Origin of the sequence: Marichromatium sp. PS1, from assembly GCF_041155115.1 — a bacterium.
Lineage (GTDB): Bacteria > Pseudomonadota > Gammaproteobacteria > Chromatiales > Chromatiaceae > Marichromatium > Marichromatium gracile.
The window spans coordinates 875,486-890,249 of the sequence record NZ_BAAFHB010000002.1 but is presented as its reverse complement, the minus strand read 5'-3'; the positions used below and the strand labels follow the sequence as shown (position 1 = coordinate 890,249).

The following is a 14,764-nucleotide window of genomic DNA, read 5'->3' as shown; positions in this document are numbered from 1 at the left end:
AGACTCGAGCCCTCACCCTTCACGCTCTTGGTGTCTTTGCGGTTTAAGTCTTTCCTGCGTAACGGCTAGTAGCTGGCGGCTGGCGGCTGGCGCCAATCAGGCCGCGACGCTGTCCGGTTCGGACTCGGCGGCGGTCGCGGCGGCCAGGTACTCGACCGATTGCATCTCCTGCAGGCGACTGAGCAGGCGGGCGTGGGCGAAGTCGGTCATGCCGCCGGCATAGAGCCGATCGAGCGGCACCTCGACCGAGAGCACCAGCTTGACCCGGCGGTCGTAGAGTTCGTCGACCAGGTGCAGGAAGCGGCGCGCGGCGGCGTCGCAGCCGGGACCGAGCTGCGGCACCCCGGAGATCAGCAGGGTGAGGTAATCGCGGGCGATCTCGATATAGTCGGCGGTGGAGCGCGGGGTGGCGCAGAGCGCATCGAAATCGAACCAGGCGACGTTGCTGCCGAGCGCGCGCGCCTCGATCGTCCGGCCATTGACCTCGAGCCAGGAGGCGGCCACCCGATGCCCGCCGCTGAGCTCGTCGAAATCGGCCGCCAACCGCGCCTCACCGTCCTCGCCGGCGAGCACATAGACCCCCTCGCGCATCAACGTCTGCAGCCGGTAGTCCTGGCCGCCGTCGAGCTCGAAGACATCGGTATGACGCTTGATCAGCTCGATCGCCGGGAGGAAGGACTGGCGCTGCAGACCATTGCGATAGAGGTCGTCGGGCGGGGTGTTGGAGGTGGTCACCAGGGTCACGCCGCGGGCGAACATCGCCTTGAGCAGACCGTAGAGCAGCATGGCGTCGGTGATGTCGGTGACCAGGAACTCGTCGAGACAGAGCACTCGCAGATCGCGACACATCAGCTCGGCGACCCGATCGAGCGGATCGGTCTGGCGCGGCAGCTGCGCCAGGTGGCCATGCACCTCGCGCATGAAGTGATGGAAGTGCATGCGCCGCTTGCCCGGCAGCTCCAGCCCATCGACGAACCAGTCCATCAGGTGGGTCTTGCCGCGCCCCACGCCACCCCAGAAATAGAGCCCGGGCACCGGCGTCACCTCGCCGCCGAGACGACGACGCACCCGACCGAGCAGCCCGCCTCCGGGCGCCGGCGCGCGCTCGAGCGCCTGGTGCAGTGCGAGCAGGCGCGCGTGGGCCTCACGCTGGGCCGGGTCGCGTGGCTGGAAACTGGATCGGTCGGGGGATGATGAGGCTGAAGCGGTCAAGGCAGGTCTCTCGAAACTGACTGTGGATGAAGAAGGGTCACGCGGGACCATGGCCCCGCGTGGCACTGGTGCTCAGCGCGACCGGCACTGGGCGAGGAAGCGGTCGATGCGCCCGAGCGCCTCGTCGATCACCGGCAGATCGCAGGTGTAGGCGAAGCGCACGTGACGCTCGGCGCCATGGCAACCGAAGTCGTGCCCCGGGGTCGCGGCCACCCCGACCTCCTCCAACATGGTGGTGGCGAACTGCATCGAGTCCATCCCCACCTGCTCGGGCAGCCGGGCATAGAGATAGAAGGCCCCCTTGGGCTCGCCGTCGATACCGAAGCCGAGTCGACGCAACCCGTCGAGCAGGGCGTCGCGGCGCGCGCGGAAGCAGGCGCGACGCTGCTCGAGGATCTCCAGGGTGGCAGGCTCGAAGGCAGCGAGCGCGGCATGCTGCGCCGGGGTGTTGGGGGCGATGAACAGGTTCTGCGCCATCCGCTCCATCACCTCGACCGCCGCGCGCGGCGCGGCCAGCCAGCCGAGCCGCCAACCGGTCATACCGAAGTACTTGGAGAAGCTGTTGATGACGTAGACATCCTCGGCCAGCTCGAGCGCGGTATGGTCCGGGGCGTCGTAGACCAGCCCCTGATAGATCTCGTCGACGATCAGCGCAGCCCCCCTGGCACGGCAGAGCGCATGCAGCTCGGCGAGCTGCTCGCGCCCGAGCAGGGTGCCGCTCGGGTTGGCCGGAGAGGCGACGATCAGCGCGCGCACCCGCGGCGACCAGGCCGCCTCGGCGCGCGCCGCACTGAGCTGGAAGTCGTCGGCGGCGTCGACCGCCACCGCGCGCGGCTCCACCCCGAGCAATCGCAACACCTGGCGATAACAGGGATAGGAGGGGTCACAGATCAGCACCTCGTCACCCGGCTCGAGCAGTGCCTGGAACACCAGTTGGATGGCGCCCGAGGCGCCCGGCGTGACCAGGATGCGGTCGGCCGCGACGCTGGCACCATACCGCTCGGCGTAATAGCGCGACAGCCGCTCACGCAGCTGCGGCAGGCCCGCAGCCGGGGTGTAGTGCACGGCGCCGCCCTCCAGCGCGGCACGCGCCGCGGCGAGGATCGGCTCGGGAGTGGGGAAGTCGGGCTCGCCGACCTCGAGATGGATGATCGAGCGCCCTTCGGCCTCGAGCCTCTTGGCCCGCTCGAGCAGGCGCATCACATGGAAGGGTTCGACCGCGCGGGCGCGCGGTGCCAGTCTGGGTTGTTCTGTGGATTGCATCTTGATCTATGAGGTTTCAGGATGGCGCGCGCGGACAAGGTCCGCGAGCGCCGCGAGGTCGACATGGGAGCGTCCCCCGAGCCGTCCGTGCAGCACGCTGACCGGCGTCTCGGGCGCGCCGAGTCCGTCGACCACCAGGGCGGCGTCGTCGAACGCCTGCTCCCGCGTATAGTCGTTGACGGTGATCACCACCGTCCCGAGTCCGGCGGCGCGCGCCGCCCGCAGGCCCGGCGCCGAGTCCTCCACCGCCACGCAGGCGTCGGCGCCGAGACCGAGGCGCTCGAGCGCGAGCAGATAGACATCCGGCGCCGGCTTCTTGTTCGCCACCATGTCCCCGGCGGCGATCACCTCGAACCACTCGGCCAGCCCCGGTTCGCCGGCGTGCGCGAGCAGTGCATGCACGTTCTCCGGCGTCGAGGTGGTGGCGATCGCCAGACGGATGCCCGCCGTGCGCGCCGCGCGCAACAGTCGCAACACGCCTGCCCGCAGCCCGATCGCGCCGGCCGCGAGCAACCGGGCATAGTGGCGCGACTTGGCCCGGTGCAGACGCACGGCGAGCGTCTCGGGCTCGACACCCGCCGGCAGCGCCGGACGGTGCTCGACGATGAAGGCGGCGATACGCTCGCGCCCACCGGTCACCTCGAGCAGCTCGCCATAGGTGGCGACATCCCAGCACCAGTCCAGACCGGCCTCGGCAAAGGCCGCGTTGAAGGCACGACGATGGCCGTCACGCTCGGTATCGGCGAGGGTGCCGTCGACATCCCAGATGATCGCCTCGAAGGGATACATGCTCGATCTCCTGTTGCGCTTACGCAAGACGGCGGGCAGCGGCAAGCCTTCCAGATTAGCCGACCAGCGATGCCCGCGCACGGCCGAACGTCTCATCATGAGTTGCCCACCGCGCGGGGATCTGGTACTTAAGGGCGTTTTTCGCGAACAGGTCCGGATGGGCCCGGTCGCTAGGACACCCCACGAGAAGAGCCTTCGGGAGCACATCCATGGCCGAAGCAAGAGCACAAGACGCCAAGGCGTTCGGTTTCGAACCTTATGAAGCCGCGAGCGACGAGGACTACATGAGCCCCGAGCAGGAGGCGCACTTCCGCGCCATCCTCCAGGCCTGGAAACGGTCACTGATGGAAGAGGTCGACCGCACCGTACATCACATGCAGGACGAGGCGACCAACTTCCCCGACCCCAACGACCGCGCCACCCAGGAGTCGGAGTTCAGCCTCGAGCTGCGGACCCGCGACCGCGAGCGCAAGCTGATCAAGAAGATCGACGAGGCACTCGACCGCCTCGATGAGCACGAGTACGGCTACTGTGACGCCTGCGGCGTCGAGATCGGCATCCGTCGGCTTGAGGCCCGACCGACCGCCACGCTCTGCATCGACTGCAAGACGCTCGACGAGATCCGCGAGCGTCAGCGCGGCTGATCGCCGGCTATCGGGGGCGCTTCGCCCCCTCCCCCACCGGCCCCTTGCACTTCGGCTCGCTGGTCACCGCGGTGGCCAGCCATGCCGATGCGCGCGCGCACGGCGGCGAGTGGCTGGTGCGCATCGAGGACCTCGACCGTCCGCGCGAGGTCGCGGGCGCGGCGCGGGCCATCCTCGACACCCTCGCCGCCTTCGGCATGCGCCACGACGGCCCGGTGTGCTATCAGCACGACCGGCTCGCCGCCTATGACGCCGCACTCGCCCAGCTCGCCGCACGCGGGCTGACCTATCCCTGCGGCTGCAGTCGCGCCGAGATCGCCCGCCGCGCCAGGCGCGGCAGCGAAGGACCGATCTATCCCGGCACCTGTCGCGCCGGGCTGCCGCGCGGGCGGGCGCCGCGCACCATCCGCATGCGCACCGACAGCACCCCCGTCGAGTTCGACGACCGGGTCTTCGGCCCACGCACGCAGGACCTCGAGCAGGCGGTCGGCGACTTCGTGCTGCGTCGCGCCGACGCCATCCATGCCTACCAGCTCGCGGTAGTGGTCGACGACGCCTGGCAGGGCATCGACCAGGTGGTGCGCGGCGCCGACCTGCTCGACTCCACCCCGCGCCAGATCCGGCTGCAGCGCGCGCTGGGCCTGCCCCAGCCCGACTACGCCCATGTCCCGCTGGTGCTCGACCCGGAGGGACGCAAGCTCAGCAAGCGCCTCGCCGCCGCCCCGGTCGATCCCGCCGACCCACTCCCGGCGCTGCGCCGCGCCTGGGCCTTCCTCGGCCAACCGCCCCCGCCGCCGCACTGCACCCTGCAACGCTTCTGGGAACACGCCATCGCGCACTGGCGCATCGAACGCGTCCCGCGGACGCGCAGCGCGCCGCTGCCAGCGGAGCAGTGACAGCGACCAGGGGAGTTGAACCGCAAAGACTCCAAGGGCGCGAAGGGAATGAGGCCTCAAGCCTTGTGGTTGTCGGTCACCTTTGCAGGCAGTCTTCCGGGCCTCCCTGCCTCCGGTGACTCTGGCAGCCATGGTCACGGTCGAGTCAGACCGCTCACTGGTGACTGCCAGCTGGTAGCTGGTAGCTGTCTTCCCCTTTGCGTTCTTGGCGTCTTAGCGGTTCAAAGACGCCTCTGCCAACCCCCTACTGCTGCGCGACGAAATCGCGCAGATAAGCGGCGAAGCGCTCGCCGAGTTCGGGGTGGTCGAGCCCGAACTCCACCGTCGCCTCCAGATAGCCGAGCTTGCTGCCGCAGTCGTAGCGCTTGCCCTCGAAGGGGTGAGCGATCACCGGCTCGTCGGCGAGCAGCGCCGAGATCGCATCGGTGAGCTGGATCTCGCCGCCGGCGCCGGTACCGGTGTTCTCGAGCTTGTCGAAGATCGTCGGGGTGAGCAGGTAGCGCCCGACCACGGCGAGGTTCGAGGGCGCATCCTCGGGCGCCGGTTTCTCGACGATCGAGACCACCCGCAGCTCACCGTCGGGACCGGGCTCGACCTCGACGATGCCATACTTGTGCGTCTCCTCGCGCGGCACCTCCTGGACGCTGAGCACGCTGCAGCCATAGCGCGCGTGCACCTCGGCCATCTGCTCGACCACCCCCTTGCCCTCGGCGCGGATCAGATCGTCGGCGAGCAGCACCGCGAAGGGTTCGCGACCGACCACCGGCTTGGCGCAGAGCACCGCATGGCCCAGCCCCAGGGCCTCGGCCTGACGCACATAGGCGCAGGTGGTGCCCTCGGTGAGCACGTTGCGCACGACCTTGAGCAGCTTGTCCTTGCCCGCCTCGGCCAACTCCACCTCGAGCTCGAAGGCCTTGTCGAAGTGATCCTCGATCGAGCGCTTGTGACGTCCGGTGATGAACACCAGCTGCTCCACCCCGGCGGCCTCGGCCTCCTCGGCGGCGTACTGGATCAGCGGCTTGTCCACGATCGGCAGCATCTCCTTGGGGCTGGCCTTGGTCGCCGGCAGGAAGCGGGTACCGAGACCGGCCACCGGGAAGACCGCCTTGTGAATCTTTGCCATCGAGTCATCTCCTCTACGTCGATATTGATTGCTTGATACGGCGCACCCCGTCCGGGGCGAACGCATCCACGCGTCGCCGGCGGGAGGCACGATCGGCCTCGACCAGCGCCGGCGGGGCGCCGTGTTCAGCCCGCGAGTTCGCGCTCGATCTCGGCCAGCGCGGCCAGCGGATCGGGCGCGGCGGCGATCGGGCGGCCGATCACCAGGTGATCGGAGCCGGCGGCAACCGCCTCGCGCGGGGTCATCACCCGTTTCTGATCCCCCGTCGCCGCCCAGCTCGGGCGCACCCCCGGGGTGACCAGCAGGAAGTCCTCGCCCAGCGCGGCGCGCACCGCCGCCGACTCGCGCGGCGAGCAGACGATGCCGTCGAGCCCGGCCTCGCGACCGAGTTCGGCGAGCGCGAGCACCCGCTCGGCCGGTTCGCCCGGACAGCCGACCTCGGCCAGATCGTCACCGTCGAGGCTGGTGAGCACCGTCACCCCGATCAGCAGCGGCGCCTTGGGCAGCGCATCGAGCCGCTCGCGGGTGGTCTCGATCATCCGCCGCCCGCCGGTGACATGGACGTTGACCATCCACACCCCGAGATCGGCCGCCGCGGCACAGGCCGCGGCGACGGTGTTGGGGATGTCGTGGAACTTGAGGTCGAGAAAGACCTCGAAGCCGCGCGCCTGCAAGGTGGCGACGAAGTCCGGCCCGAGCCGGGTGAACAGCTCCTTGCCGACCTTGAGGCGACAGCGTGCCGGGTCGAGCTGATCGACCAGGGCGAGCGCCGGCTCGCGGGCGGGGAAATCGAGGGCCACGATGATGCGTGTCGACTGGGTCACGGGGGTTCCTTCAAGGGTTCGGATTGAGATCGGCGTCTAGGCCAGGCGTGGGCCGTCGAGCCCGGCGTCGATCACCAGCGGCTCGGGCTGCACCGGCACCACCGAGCCCCAGCGTTTGCAGCTCGGGCACTGCCAGTGCAGTGAGCGCGCCTGGAAGCCGCAATGATCGCATTGATAGGCCGGCTGGCGCGCGGCCAGATGGCGGATCACCGCCAGCGCGCGCTCGAGCCGATGGACATCGGCGGCGTCCGACAGCTCCGTCAGCGCGAGCGCGAGCAGGCGCTCGAGCCCCACCAGGTCGGCGAACCGGCGCAGGTGCGCGCAGAGCAGTTCGAGCGCCTCGGTGCGACCGCGCTCGGCGGCGACCCGCTCGGCCAGCGTCACCACCAACGCCGGACTGGGATGACGCGCCGCCAGCTCCTCGAGCACCGCCAGCGGGTCCTCCCCGGGGACGCGCTCGAGCGCCTCGATCAGCGCCGGCAGGATCTCCGGCAGATAGGCGCCGTGGCGCTCGACCAGCCCGCGAAACAGCGCCAGCGCCCGCTGCGGCTCACCCTCCTCGAGCGCCACCCGGGCCTCGAGCATGCTGGCGCGCACGCACTCCGGATCGGTCTCCAGCGCCCGCGCGAGTTGCGCGCGAACGCGCTCGTGCTCGCCGCGACGGCGCGCCTCCTCGGCCAGCTCGCAATGATAGTGGGCGATCTCGGCGTCGAGCATCGACTCGCCGCCGGGACGCAGCTGCTCGGCGACCTCCAGACAGCGCTCCCAGTCACGCTCCTGCTGATAGATCTCGCGCAGCCCGGCGAGTGCGCGCTGACGGTGCAGGCCGAGACCGGCCAGCTCCTGGAACAGCAGCTCGGCGCGATCGAGCAGCCCGGCGCTCATGTAGTCCTGCCCCAGCTCGAGCAGGGCATAGCCGCGCTGCTCGGCATCGAGGCTGGGACGCGCCATCAGGTTCTGGTGGACACGGATCGCGCGGTCGACCTCGCCGCGACGACGGAACAGGCTGCCGAGGGCGAGATGGGTCTCGACCGTCTCGTCGTCGACCTCGGCGAGCTCGATGAACATGTCGAGCGCCTTGTCGGGCTGCTCGTCGAGCAGATAGTTGAGTCCGCGCAGGAAGCTCGGATGGGCAGGGCGGCGAGACCGTCGGGACGCGGGACGCTCGTGTCGCGCCAGCCACCAACCGGAGGCCGCCGCAACCGGCAGCAGCAGGAACAGGATCTCGATCACGCGCGCACTCCATCGAGCCGGGCCGGGGCCGTACCTGAGGCTGCGCGGCACGACCACGGCAAGGGATCACGGCAAGCGTCACCGTGCGGCACGCGCATGACCGCCCGTGTACCTCGCACCCCAGGAGCGCAAGGACCGAAGAGTGGGCCGTCAAGTGATCCGGATCGGTCGCTCACCGGCCCAATCATAACAGGCTGGCGCGACCGACCGCACGAGGCTTCCAGCCTTGAGTCCGTCCCGCGCCCACCCCAGATTGCTCGGCACGAGCCCCTCGGGCAGGAGGTCCGAACATGATCCGCGAACTCGACCAGCAACTGGTCCTCATCACCGGCGCCACCGGCAACCTCGGTCGCGCCACCGCCGCCGCCTTCGCCCGACGCGGCGCCCGGCTGGCATTGCTCGCGCGCGACCGCGAGGCACTCGAACGCACACGCGACGAACTCGGCGCCGGAATCACCGTCGAGTGTCTCGCCTGCGACCTGCTCGCCCCCGACGCGCTCGGCGCCGAGCTTGCCCGGCTGGTCGAACGCCATGGCCGACTCGACACCCTGACCAACCTCGCCGGCGGCTTCGCCATGGGCGCGCCGCTGCACCAGACCAGTGACGCCGACTGGGAGCGGATGCTCGACATCAACGCCCGCACCCTGCTCCACGGCGCGCGCGCCGCCGTCCCTCACCTGGTCGCCGGCGGCGGCGGCGCCATGGTCAATGTCTCGGCCCGCGCCGCCCGCCCCGCCGGCGCCTACATGGGCCCCTACAGCGCCGCCAAGTCGGCGGTGATCGCACTCACCGAGACCCTCTCGGCCGAGCTGCGCGACCAGGGCGTCAACGTCAACTGTATCCTCCCCGGCACCGTCGACACCCCGGAGAACCGCGCCGCCATGCCCGACCAGGACCCCGGCGACTGGGTCGAGCCGGCCGCGATCGCCGAGGTCATCGTCTTCCTCGCCTCCCCCGCCGCACGCGCCGTCACCGGCGCGGCGATCCCGGTCTACGGGCGGAGTTAGCGACCAGTCGACAGCTGGGGGGGATGAACCGCCAAGGCGCCAAGAGCGCAAAGAAGTTCAAGTTGCAAGCGACCAGCCGCCAGCCTCCAGTGAGTGTGCGCCTTCGACCACGGCACGGCTGACCATCAGTCGTGGCGTACGTTTTTAGCGCCAGTGTTTGAGGGCAGGTAGCGGCTGGAGGCTGGAGGCTGACCACTGGGGGCTCTTCTCTCCTTTGCGCCCTTGGCGCCTTGGCGCCTTGGCGCCTTGGCGGTTCAATCTTCTGATCGCTGCCCCCGTGCCCCCAAGGGTCCGTCATCGGATCTTCACCTTCGTCTGGTGTACTTGCGCCGCTGATCCGATCCACCGGGCTCCCCGGTCGATGATCGCGGCATCGCGAACATCCTGCGCCACGCCTGTCCCTCCAAAGACTTCGCGCCAGTCGATGTCCGCGCTCCCTTGGACGCACCCGACCTCGACACCATGACTATCAGACGCAGCGTCACCCTCGTTGCCATCCTCGTCACCCTGCTCGTCGCAGGCGCCCTGACCCTGATCGCGCAGTTCAACCAGACCCGGCTCGAGGCGCGCGTCGCCGACGCGGTCGACACCGGCAAGGGCATGGTCTGGCGGATGGTGAGCGAGCAACTGCTCGAGCACATGGCCGGCGGGGTCGACGCGATCGCGCGCGACTTCCCGTTGCGCCAGGCCCTCAGGTCCGGCGACCGCGAGGCGTTGCAGCGCGCACGCGACTCGCTGCTCAACCTGCTCGGCGATCTCGGCTATTTCGATCGGCTCTATCTGCTCGACGACGACGGCAAGCTGCTGCTCGCCCCCTCGCCGGAGACGCCGATACCGACCGCGGGCACCCTGCTGGCCCAGCGCGCGAGCAGCGCCGGCGAACCACGTCAGGGCATCGGCCTCGGCGCCGACGGTGTCCCGGTGGCCTTCCATGCGCTGCCGCTCGAATTCCGTCACACGCTGGTCGGGGTCGCACTGTTCGAGCGCACACTCGACGACGCCCTGGCACGCTTCAAGCGGATCGACGGCGCCGAGGTCTATCTCAGCGATGCCGAGGGCCGCATGCTCGCCGGCACCGACCCGGCGCTGTACGAGACGACAGCCCCCCCGGCGCAACCGCTCACCGAGCACGGCCTCACCCGCCGCGCCGCCGATGGCGGCATCTACGGCGTGCTCACCCGCCCGATCCTCGGCATCGACGACGCGCCGATCGCCCACCTGACGACCATCGCCGACCAGAGCGCCGCCTACTACGCCGAGCAGCGCCTGCAGCTCGCCGTCTATGGCGCCCTGGCGCTGGTGCTGGCGCTCGCCAGCGGCGGCATCTTTCTCTACGTCAAGCATGCGCTGCGCCCGCTCGGCGCGGCGCTGGAGACGGTCTCAGCGCTCGCCGAGGGCGATCTCAACGCGCGCTTCCCACACGCCCGCAACGACGAGGTCGGCCAGCTGATGACGGCGCTGCAGGCGATGACCGAGCGCATGCGCGACATCATCTCCCACCTCCACCAGGCCAGCCACGAGCTGCACGCCTCGGCCGGCGACATGGCCAACCTGTCGCAGCAGAGCAAGGGACAGTTCGACCGCCAGCGCGCCGAGACCCACCAGGTCGACGACGCCATCAACCAGCTGGCGCTCTCCGCTCATCAGGTCGCCGAGCACACCAGCGCGGCGGCCACCGCGACCGGTGAGGCGCGGGCGCGGATCGACGCCGGGCGCCGGATCCTCGAGCAGACCACGGCGGTGGTCGAGCGGCTCACCGAGGAGATCGGTCACGCCGCCGAGGTCGTCGACGGACTGGCCGGACACAGCCAGTCGGTCGGCAACGTGCTCGAGGTGATCCGCACCATCTCGGCGCAGACCAACCTGCTCGCGCTCAACGCCTCGATCGAGGCCGCGCGCGCCGGCGAGCACGGTCGCGGCTTCGCGGTGGTCGCCGACGAGGTGCGCCAGCTCGCGCAGCGCACCGAGCAGTCGATCGGCGAGATCGAGGGGCTGATCGGCTCGTTGCAGTCGAGCGCCGAGGAGGCGGTGAGCGTGATCCACGACAATCGCAGCCGCGCCTGCGAGAGCATCGCCCGCTACCGCAGCGCGGCCGAGGAGTTCGACGGCTTCTACGGCTCGATCGAGCAGCTGACCGGGATGACCGAGCAGATCTCCCAGGCCGCCGACGAGCAGAGCCGGATGGCCGAGGAGGTCACCCGCGCCCTCGAGCGCATCACCCTGCTCGCGCGCGAGAGCGCCGAGGCGGCCAACGACGGCTTCGCCCACAGCCACCATCTCAGCAACCTGTCGCAGGGTCTCACCGAGCGCGTCACCTTCTTCCGGGTCCAGGGATGACTCAGCGCACCCATCGCCAGCCCGACACCATGACTCCAGAGACCTGGCTCGCGCAGGCCCGCGATGGACTGCGCTACGCGCTGCAGCCGATCGTCAACATCCACACCGGCTGTGTCTACGGCTACGAGGCGCTGCTGCGCGGGGTCGACCGGCTCGGTTTCGACACCGTCCCGGCGCTGCTCGAACATGCCTGGCGGCTCGGCTGCGCCGCAGAACTCGACTGCGAGCTGCGGACCCTGGCGATCGCCAGCTTCGCCGCGTTGCCCGAGGCGGCGCGCTACCGGTTGTTCTTCAACCTCGACCCCCAGCTGATCGAACTCGAGGACCCGGGCCACACCCTGCGCCTGCTCGAGCAGCACGGCCTGCCGCCCGAGACGGTCTGCTTCGAGCTCTCCGAGCGCGCCGACCTCACCGCCAGCCCGCGAGTGGCCGAGGTGATCGCCGCCTATCGCCGTCATCGCTTCCATCTCGCCATCGACGATTTCGGCAGTGGTTACGCCGGGCTGCGACTGCTCTACGAGCACCCGCCGGAGCTGCTCAAGATCGATCGTTTCTTCGTCAGCGGCATCGCCGACGATCACAAGAAGCGACTGTTCGTCGCCAGCACCGTGCAGCTGGCCCATGTGATGGGCATCGCGGTGATCGCCGAGGGGGTGGAGACCGAACGCGAGCTGCTCGCCTGTCGCGAGGTCGGCTGCGATCTGGTGCAGGGCTATCTGGTCGCCCGCCCGCAGACCGATCACCGCGCGCTGCGCACCCGCTACCGGGAGATCGCCAGGGTCAACGCCAGCGACCGGCGACGCACCGATGACGATCGCAGCCTGATCGCCGCCTGTATCGAACCGATCCGGCCACTACCGATCGATGCCGAGGTCGGCGCGATGATCGAGACCTTCCGTCACGACCGCGTACATCACGTACTGCCGGTGATCGACCATGCCGGGCGCCCGCTCGGGCTGATCCACGAGGCCGACATCAAGGATGTGCTCTATTCGAACTATGGTCGCGAGCTGCTGCTCAACCGCGCCTTCGGGCGCAACCTGCACGACTTCCTGCGCCCCTGCCCGACGGTCGACATCCACGACTCGGCCGAGCGGCTGCTCGGCGCCTACTGCGCCGACATCAACCCCGCGGGGCTGATCCTCACCCGCGACGCCCGCTATCACGGCTTCATCTCGGCGACCGCGCTGCTCCAGCTGGTCGAGCAGAAGAACCTCGCCGCCGCCCGCGAGCAGAACCCGCTGACCCGGCTACCGGGCAACAACCCGGTCTATGCCTATGTCTCGGGCGCGCTCGGCGAGCGTCACCGCATCTGGCACCTGGTCTATCTCGACTTCGACAACTTCAAGGCCTTCAACGACCATTACGGCTTTCGCCGCGGCGACCGCGCGATCCTGATGTTCGCCGAGCTGCTGCGCAAGCTGCTCGGTCCCGAGCAGTGGTTCATCGGTCATATCGGCGGCGACGACTTCTTCGCCGGCATCGCCGATGTCGAGTCCGGCGCCGTGGTCCACCGCATCGAGCAGCTGCTCGCCAAGTTCCGCTCCGACGTGCAGAGCCTCTACGACCCCGAGGACCGCGCTCGCGGCTGTATCCTCGCCCACGACCGCGACGGCACCCCGCGTCGCGCCGGGCTGATGCGCTGCAGCGCCGCGCTGCTGACCATCCGCCCCGGCGACGACCACGGCAGCGTCGAGCAGCTCGGCCAGACCATCGCCGAACTCAAGCACCGCGCCAAGGCCAGCGCGTCAGGGCTGTTCGTCGGTCCGCACGGATCGCGCCACCTCCGCGCCAGACATGGCAAGCATCCCGGGAGACGGCGCATCGGGCTGCTCCCCAACCCCTACCTGCCGGCGCTCAACTAGACCGCTCGTCGCCGCTCGGGAGGCGCCCCGCCTCGTCGCGAACCGGATCGGGCAGCGGCTCGTCGAGCAACTGCAACAGGGTCGCCAGCGACTCGCTGGCATGCTGCAGCGTCGCCCGCTCGCGCGCACGCTCGGTGCGGCTCGCCGCCACCGGGGCACGCGCCAGGGTGCGGATACGCTCGAGCTGCTGCATGCAGCGCGCACGCACCGTCCGCAACCGCCGGGCACGCTCGCGGATGGCACGGCGCAACCGGGCCCGCGCCGTATCCTCGGACTCCGGGGTCGCGGCCAGCTGCAGGTCGCGCAGCGCGACCGCCTCGGCCATGGCGTTGCGCCACCAATGCGTGAAGGTGGCGCGATGATCGGCCAGGGCATTGAGCGAACGGGCCATGGCGTCGATCTCGTCGCGTGCGCCGGGGCGCGTGGGGATGCGCTGGTGCGGGTTCTCGTAGGTCAGGCGATCGAGCAGCCCGGCCATCTCGCGCACCGGTCGCACCAGACGGGCGGTGAAGACCAGCGCCAGCAGGGTCCCGACGAGGGTGGCGACGAGCGCCAGATAGAGGCTGCGCCGTGCCCGCTCGGTGGAGGCCGCATCGATCCCCCGCACCGTCTCATCGAGCCGGGCACGGGCCTCGGCGAGCGCGGTCTCGACCAATGGCGTGACCGCGGCCGCGGCCTGATCCATCTGTGCGCGCAACACGGCGATCCGCCGATCCTGTTCGAGCAGCGCGCGGAAATCGCGCAGATAGTCGCCGAGCAGTTGCTCGAGGCTGCTACGCACCCCGCGCTCCAGGTCAGCGGCGGCGAGACCCTGTGCGAGCGTCTCGGCGATGCGCTCGACCATCACCGCATAACCCGCCTCGCCGCGCAGCAGATAGTCCTTCTCGCGTCGACGCAGCTGCAGCAGCTCACGCTCGAGCGCCGGGGCCCATTGCGCCAGACGCGCCTCCAGCGCGTGGGCGCTGGCGCGGAAGTCACCCTGGAGACCGCTGTCGTGATCGAGTCCGCGCCGGCGCCAGCCCGCCTCGACCTCGCCGAAACGCGCCAGATAGTCGGAGAGCGCCGCGCGGATCCGTGCGGCGGCGGCCGCGGCCGCGGCGTCGGTCGCCGCCAGCCGCGCGCCCCAGTCGAGCAGCGCCGCGCCCTCGCGCCGCACCCGTTCGGCCTGTGCCGGCTCGCGCGCGGCGAGGAACCGCGCCTCGGCGTCGCGCAGCGCGATCAGGTGACGCTCGATGGCGAAGGCCGCCTCCTGGCGCGCCGCAGCGAGCGCGTGCAGGTCGCGGTGTTGCTCGAGCACCGCGCGCAGGTCGCGCTGATCGTGCCAGATCACCGCGAGGAAGATCAGGGCCACCGCCCCGAAGCCGAGGACGAGCTTCTCGCCGATACGCAACCGGCCCGCAATCTGGTTCAATGCACCGCCTCCATCATCTACCGTGTGACCTGGAGAACGCGGACCATGTCCACGCGGCCCGCTATCATGCGCGACCTTGTACCAAAAAGATGGCGACCCGATTGCCGTTTTTTGCCACTATGTCGCCGGCCGCAACCTGAATGTCATCCAATGCTCGACG

The 14,764-nt window shown here is 70.0% G+C and carries 12 protein-coding genes; 5 read left to right on the top strand and 7 right to left on the bottom strand.

Annotation, left to right across the window (positions count from 1 at the left end):
- Window positions 1–96: 96 nt before the first annotated feature.
- The 3 genes from zapE to ACAM26_RS05320 all read right to left on the bottom strand — a co-directional run bounded on the left by zapE (window position 97) and on the right by ACAM26_RS05320 (window position 3,264).
- Entirely contained in the window at window positions 97–1,212 is a 1,116-nt protein-coding gene (gene zapE / locus ACAM26_RS05330; protein ID WP_123139468.1) for a cell division protein ZapE, read from the bottom strand.
- Window positions 1,213–1,284: 72 nt separating this feature from the next.
- The gene (locus ACAM26_RS05325; protein ID WP_369613238.1) at window positions 1,285–2,475 is read right to left on the bottom strand and encodes an aminotransferase class I/II-fold pyridoxal phosphate-dependent enzyme; all 1,191 of its coding nucleotides are present in this window, start codon (window positions 2,473–2,475) and stop codon (window positions 1,285–1,287) included.
- A gap of 6 nt (window positions 2,476–2,481) precedes the next feature.
- Window positions 2,482–3,264, bottom strand: coding sequence for an HAD-IA family hydrolase (locus ACAM26_RS05320; protein ID WP_369613237.1), 783 nt, complete (start codon window positions 3,262–3,264; stop codon window positions 2,482–2,484).
- 209 nt (window positions 3,265–3,473) lie between these two features.
- Here ACAM26_RS05320 and dksA point away from each other — a divergent pair, with 209 nt between their 5' ends.
- Window positions 3,474–3,908, top strand: a complete 435-nt coding sequence (gene dksA, locus ACAM26_RS05315; RefSeq protein ID WP_005224024.1) for an RNA polymerase-binding protein DksA — start codon at window positions 3,474–3,476, stop codon at window positions 3,906–3,908.
- Window positions 3,905–4,804, top strand: a complete 900-nt coding sequence (gluQRS, locus tag ACAM26_RS05310; RefSeq protein WP_369613480.1) for a tRNA glutamyl-Q(34) synthetase GluQRS — start codon at window positions 3,905–3,907, stop codon at window positions 4,802–4,804. The genes dksA and gluQRS overlap by 4 nt, the downstream gene beginning before the upstream one ends.
- Before the next feature lie 244 nt (window positions 4,805–5,048).
- Here the strand turns inward: gluQRS and galU are convergent, their stop codons facing one another.
- From galU to lapB, 3 genes are all read right to left on the bottom strand, one after another.
- On the bottom strand, window positions 5,049–5,927 hold the full coding sequence (gene galU, locus ACAM26_RS05305; protein WP_123139472.1) for a UTP--glucose-1-phosphate uridylyltransferase GalU: 879 nt from the start codon (window positions 5,925–5,927) through the stop codon (window positions 5,049–5,051).
- 125 nt (window positions 5,928–6,052) lie between these two features.
- On the bottom strand, window positions 6,053–6,751 hold the full coding sequence (gene pyrF / locus ACAM26_RS05300) for an orotidine-5'-phosphate decarboxylase (RefSeq protein WP_123139473.1): 699 nt from the start codon (window positions 6,749–6,751) through the stop codon (window positions 6,053–6,055).
- Between the two features lie 36 nt (window positions 6,752–6,787).
- A complete protein-coding gene (gene lapB / locus ACAM26_RS05295) occupies window positions 6,788–7,984 on the bottom strand; it encodes a lipopolysaccharide assembly protein LapB (RefSeq protein WP_123142264.1) in 1,197 nt (398 codons plus the stop codon).
- 290 nt (window positions 7,985–8,274) lie between these two features.
- Here lapB and ACAM26_RS05290 point away from each other — a divergent pair, with 290 nt between their 5' ends.
- From ACAM26_RS05290 to ACAM26_RS05280, 3 genes are all read left to right on the top strand, one after another.
- Complete coding sequence (locus ACAM26_RS05290; RefSeq protein ID WP_123139475.1) at window positions 8,275–8,991, top strand: SDR family NAD(P)-dependent oxidoreductase; 717 nt, start codon at window positions 8,275–8,277, stop codon at window positions 8,989–8,991.
- Window positions 8,992–9,453: 462 nt separating this feature from the next.
- Complete coding sequence (locus ACAM26_RS05285; protein ID WP_369613236.1) at window positions 9,454–11,328, top strand: methyl-accepting chemotaxis protein; 1,875 nt, start codon at window positions 9,454–9,456, stop codon at window positions 11,326–11,328.
- Entirely contained in the window at window positions 11,325–13,193 is a 1,869-nt protein-coding gene (locus ACAM26_RS05280; protein ID WP_123139476.1) for a GGDEF domain-containing protein, read from the top strand. The genes ACAM26_RS05285 and ACAM26_RS05280 overlap by 4 nt, the downstream gene beginning before the upstream one ends.
- Here the strand turns inward: ACAM26_RS05280 and ACAM26_RS05275 are convergent.
- Complete coding sequence (locus ACAM26_RS05275) at window positions 13,186–14,604, bottom strand: hypothetical protein (protein ID WP_369613235.1); 1,419 nt, start codon at window positions 14,602–14,604, stop codon at window positions 13,186–13,188. The genes ACAM26_RS05280 and ACAM26_RS05275 overlap by 8 nt on opposite strands.
- Between the last annotated feature and the right edge of the window lie 160 nt (window positions 14,605–14,764).

Bases quoted from the DNA above. Each gene is read 5' to 3' on its own strand.
- ACAM26_RS05280 (WP_123139476.1), top strand. From the start codon at position 11,325: ATGACTCAGCGCACCCATCGCCAGCCCGACACCATGACTCCAGAGACC.
- galU (WP_123139472.1), bottom strand. From the start codon at position 5,927: ATGGCAAAGATTCACAAGGCGGTCTTCCCGGTGGCCGGTCTCGGTACC.
- ACAM26_RS05325 (WP_369613238.1), bottom strand. From the start codon at position 2,475: ATGCAATCCACAGAACAACCCAGACTGGCACCGCGCGCCCGCGCGGTC.
- ACAM26_RS05320 (WP_369613237.1), bottom strand. From the start codon at position 3,264: ATGTATCCCTTCGAGGCGATCATCTGGGATGTCGACGGCACCCTCGCC.
- ACAM26_RS05285 (WP_369613236.1), top strand. From the start codon at position 9,454: ATGACTATCAGACGCAGCGTCACCCTCGTTGCCATCCTCGTCACCCTG.
- ACAM26_RS05290 (WP_123139475.1), top strand. From the start codon at position 8,275: ATGATCCGCGAACTCGACCAGCAACTGGTCCTCATCACCGGCGCCACC.
- dksA (WP_005224024.1), top strand. From the start codon at position 3,474: ATGGCCGAAGCAAGAGCACAAGACGCCAAGGCGTTCGGTTTCGAACCT.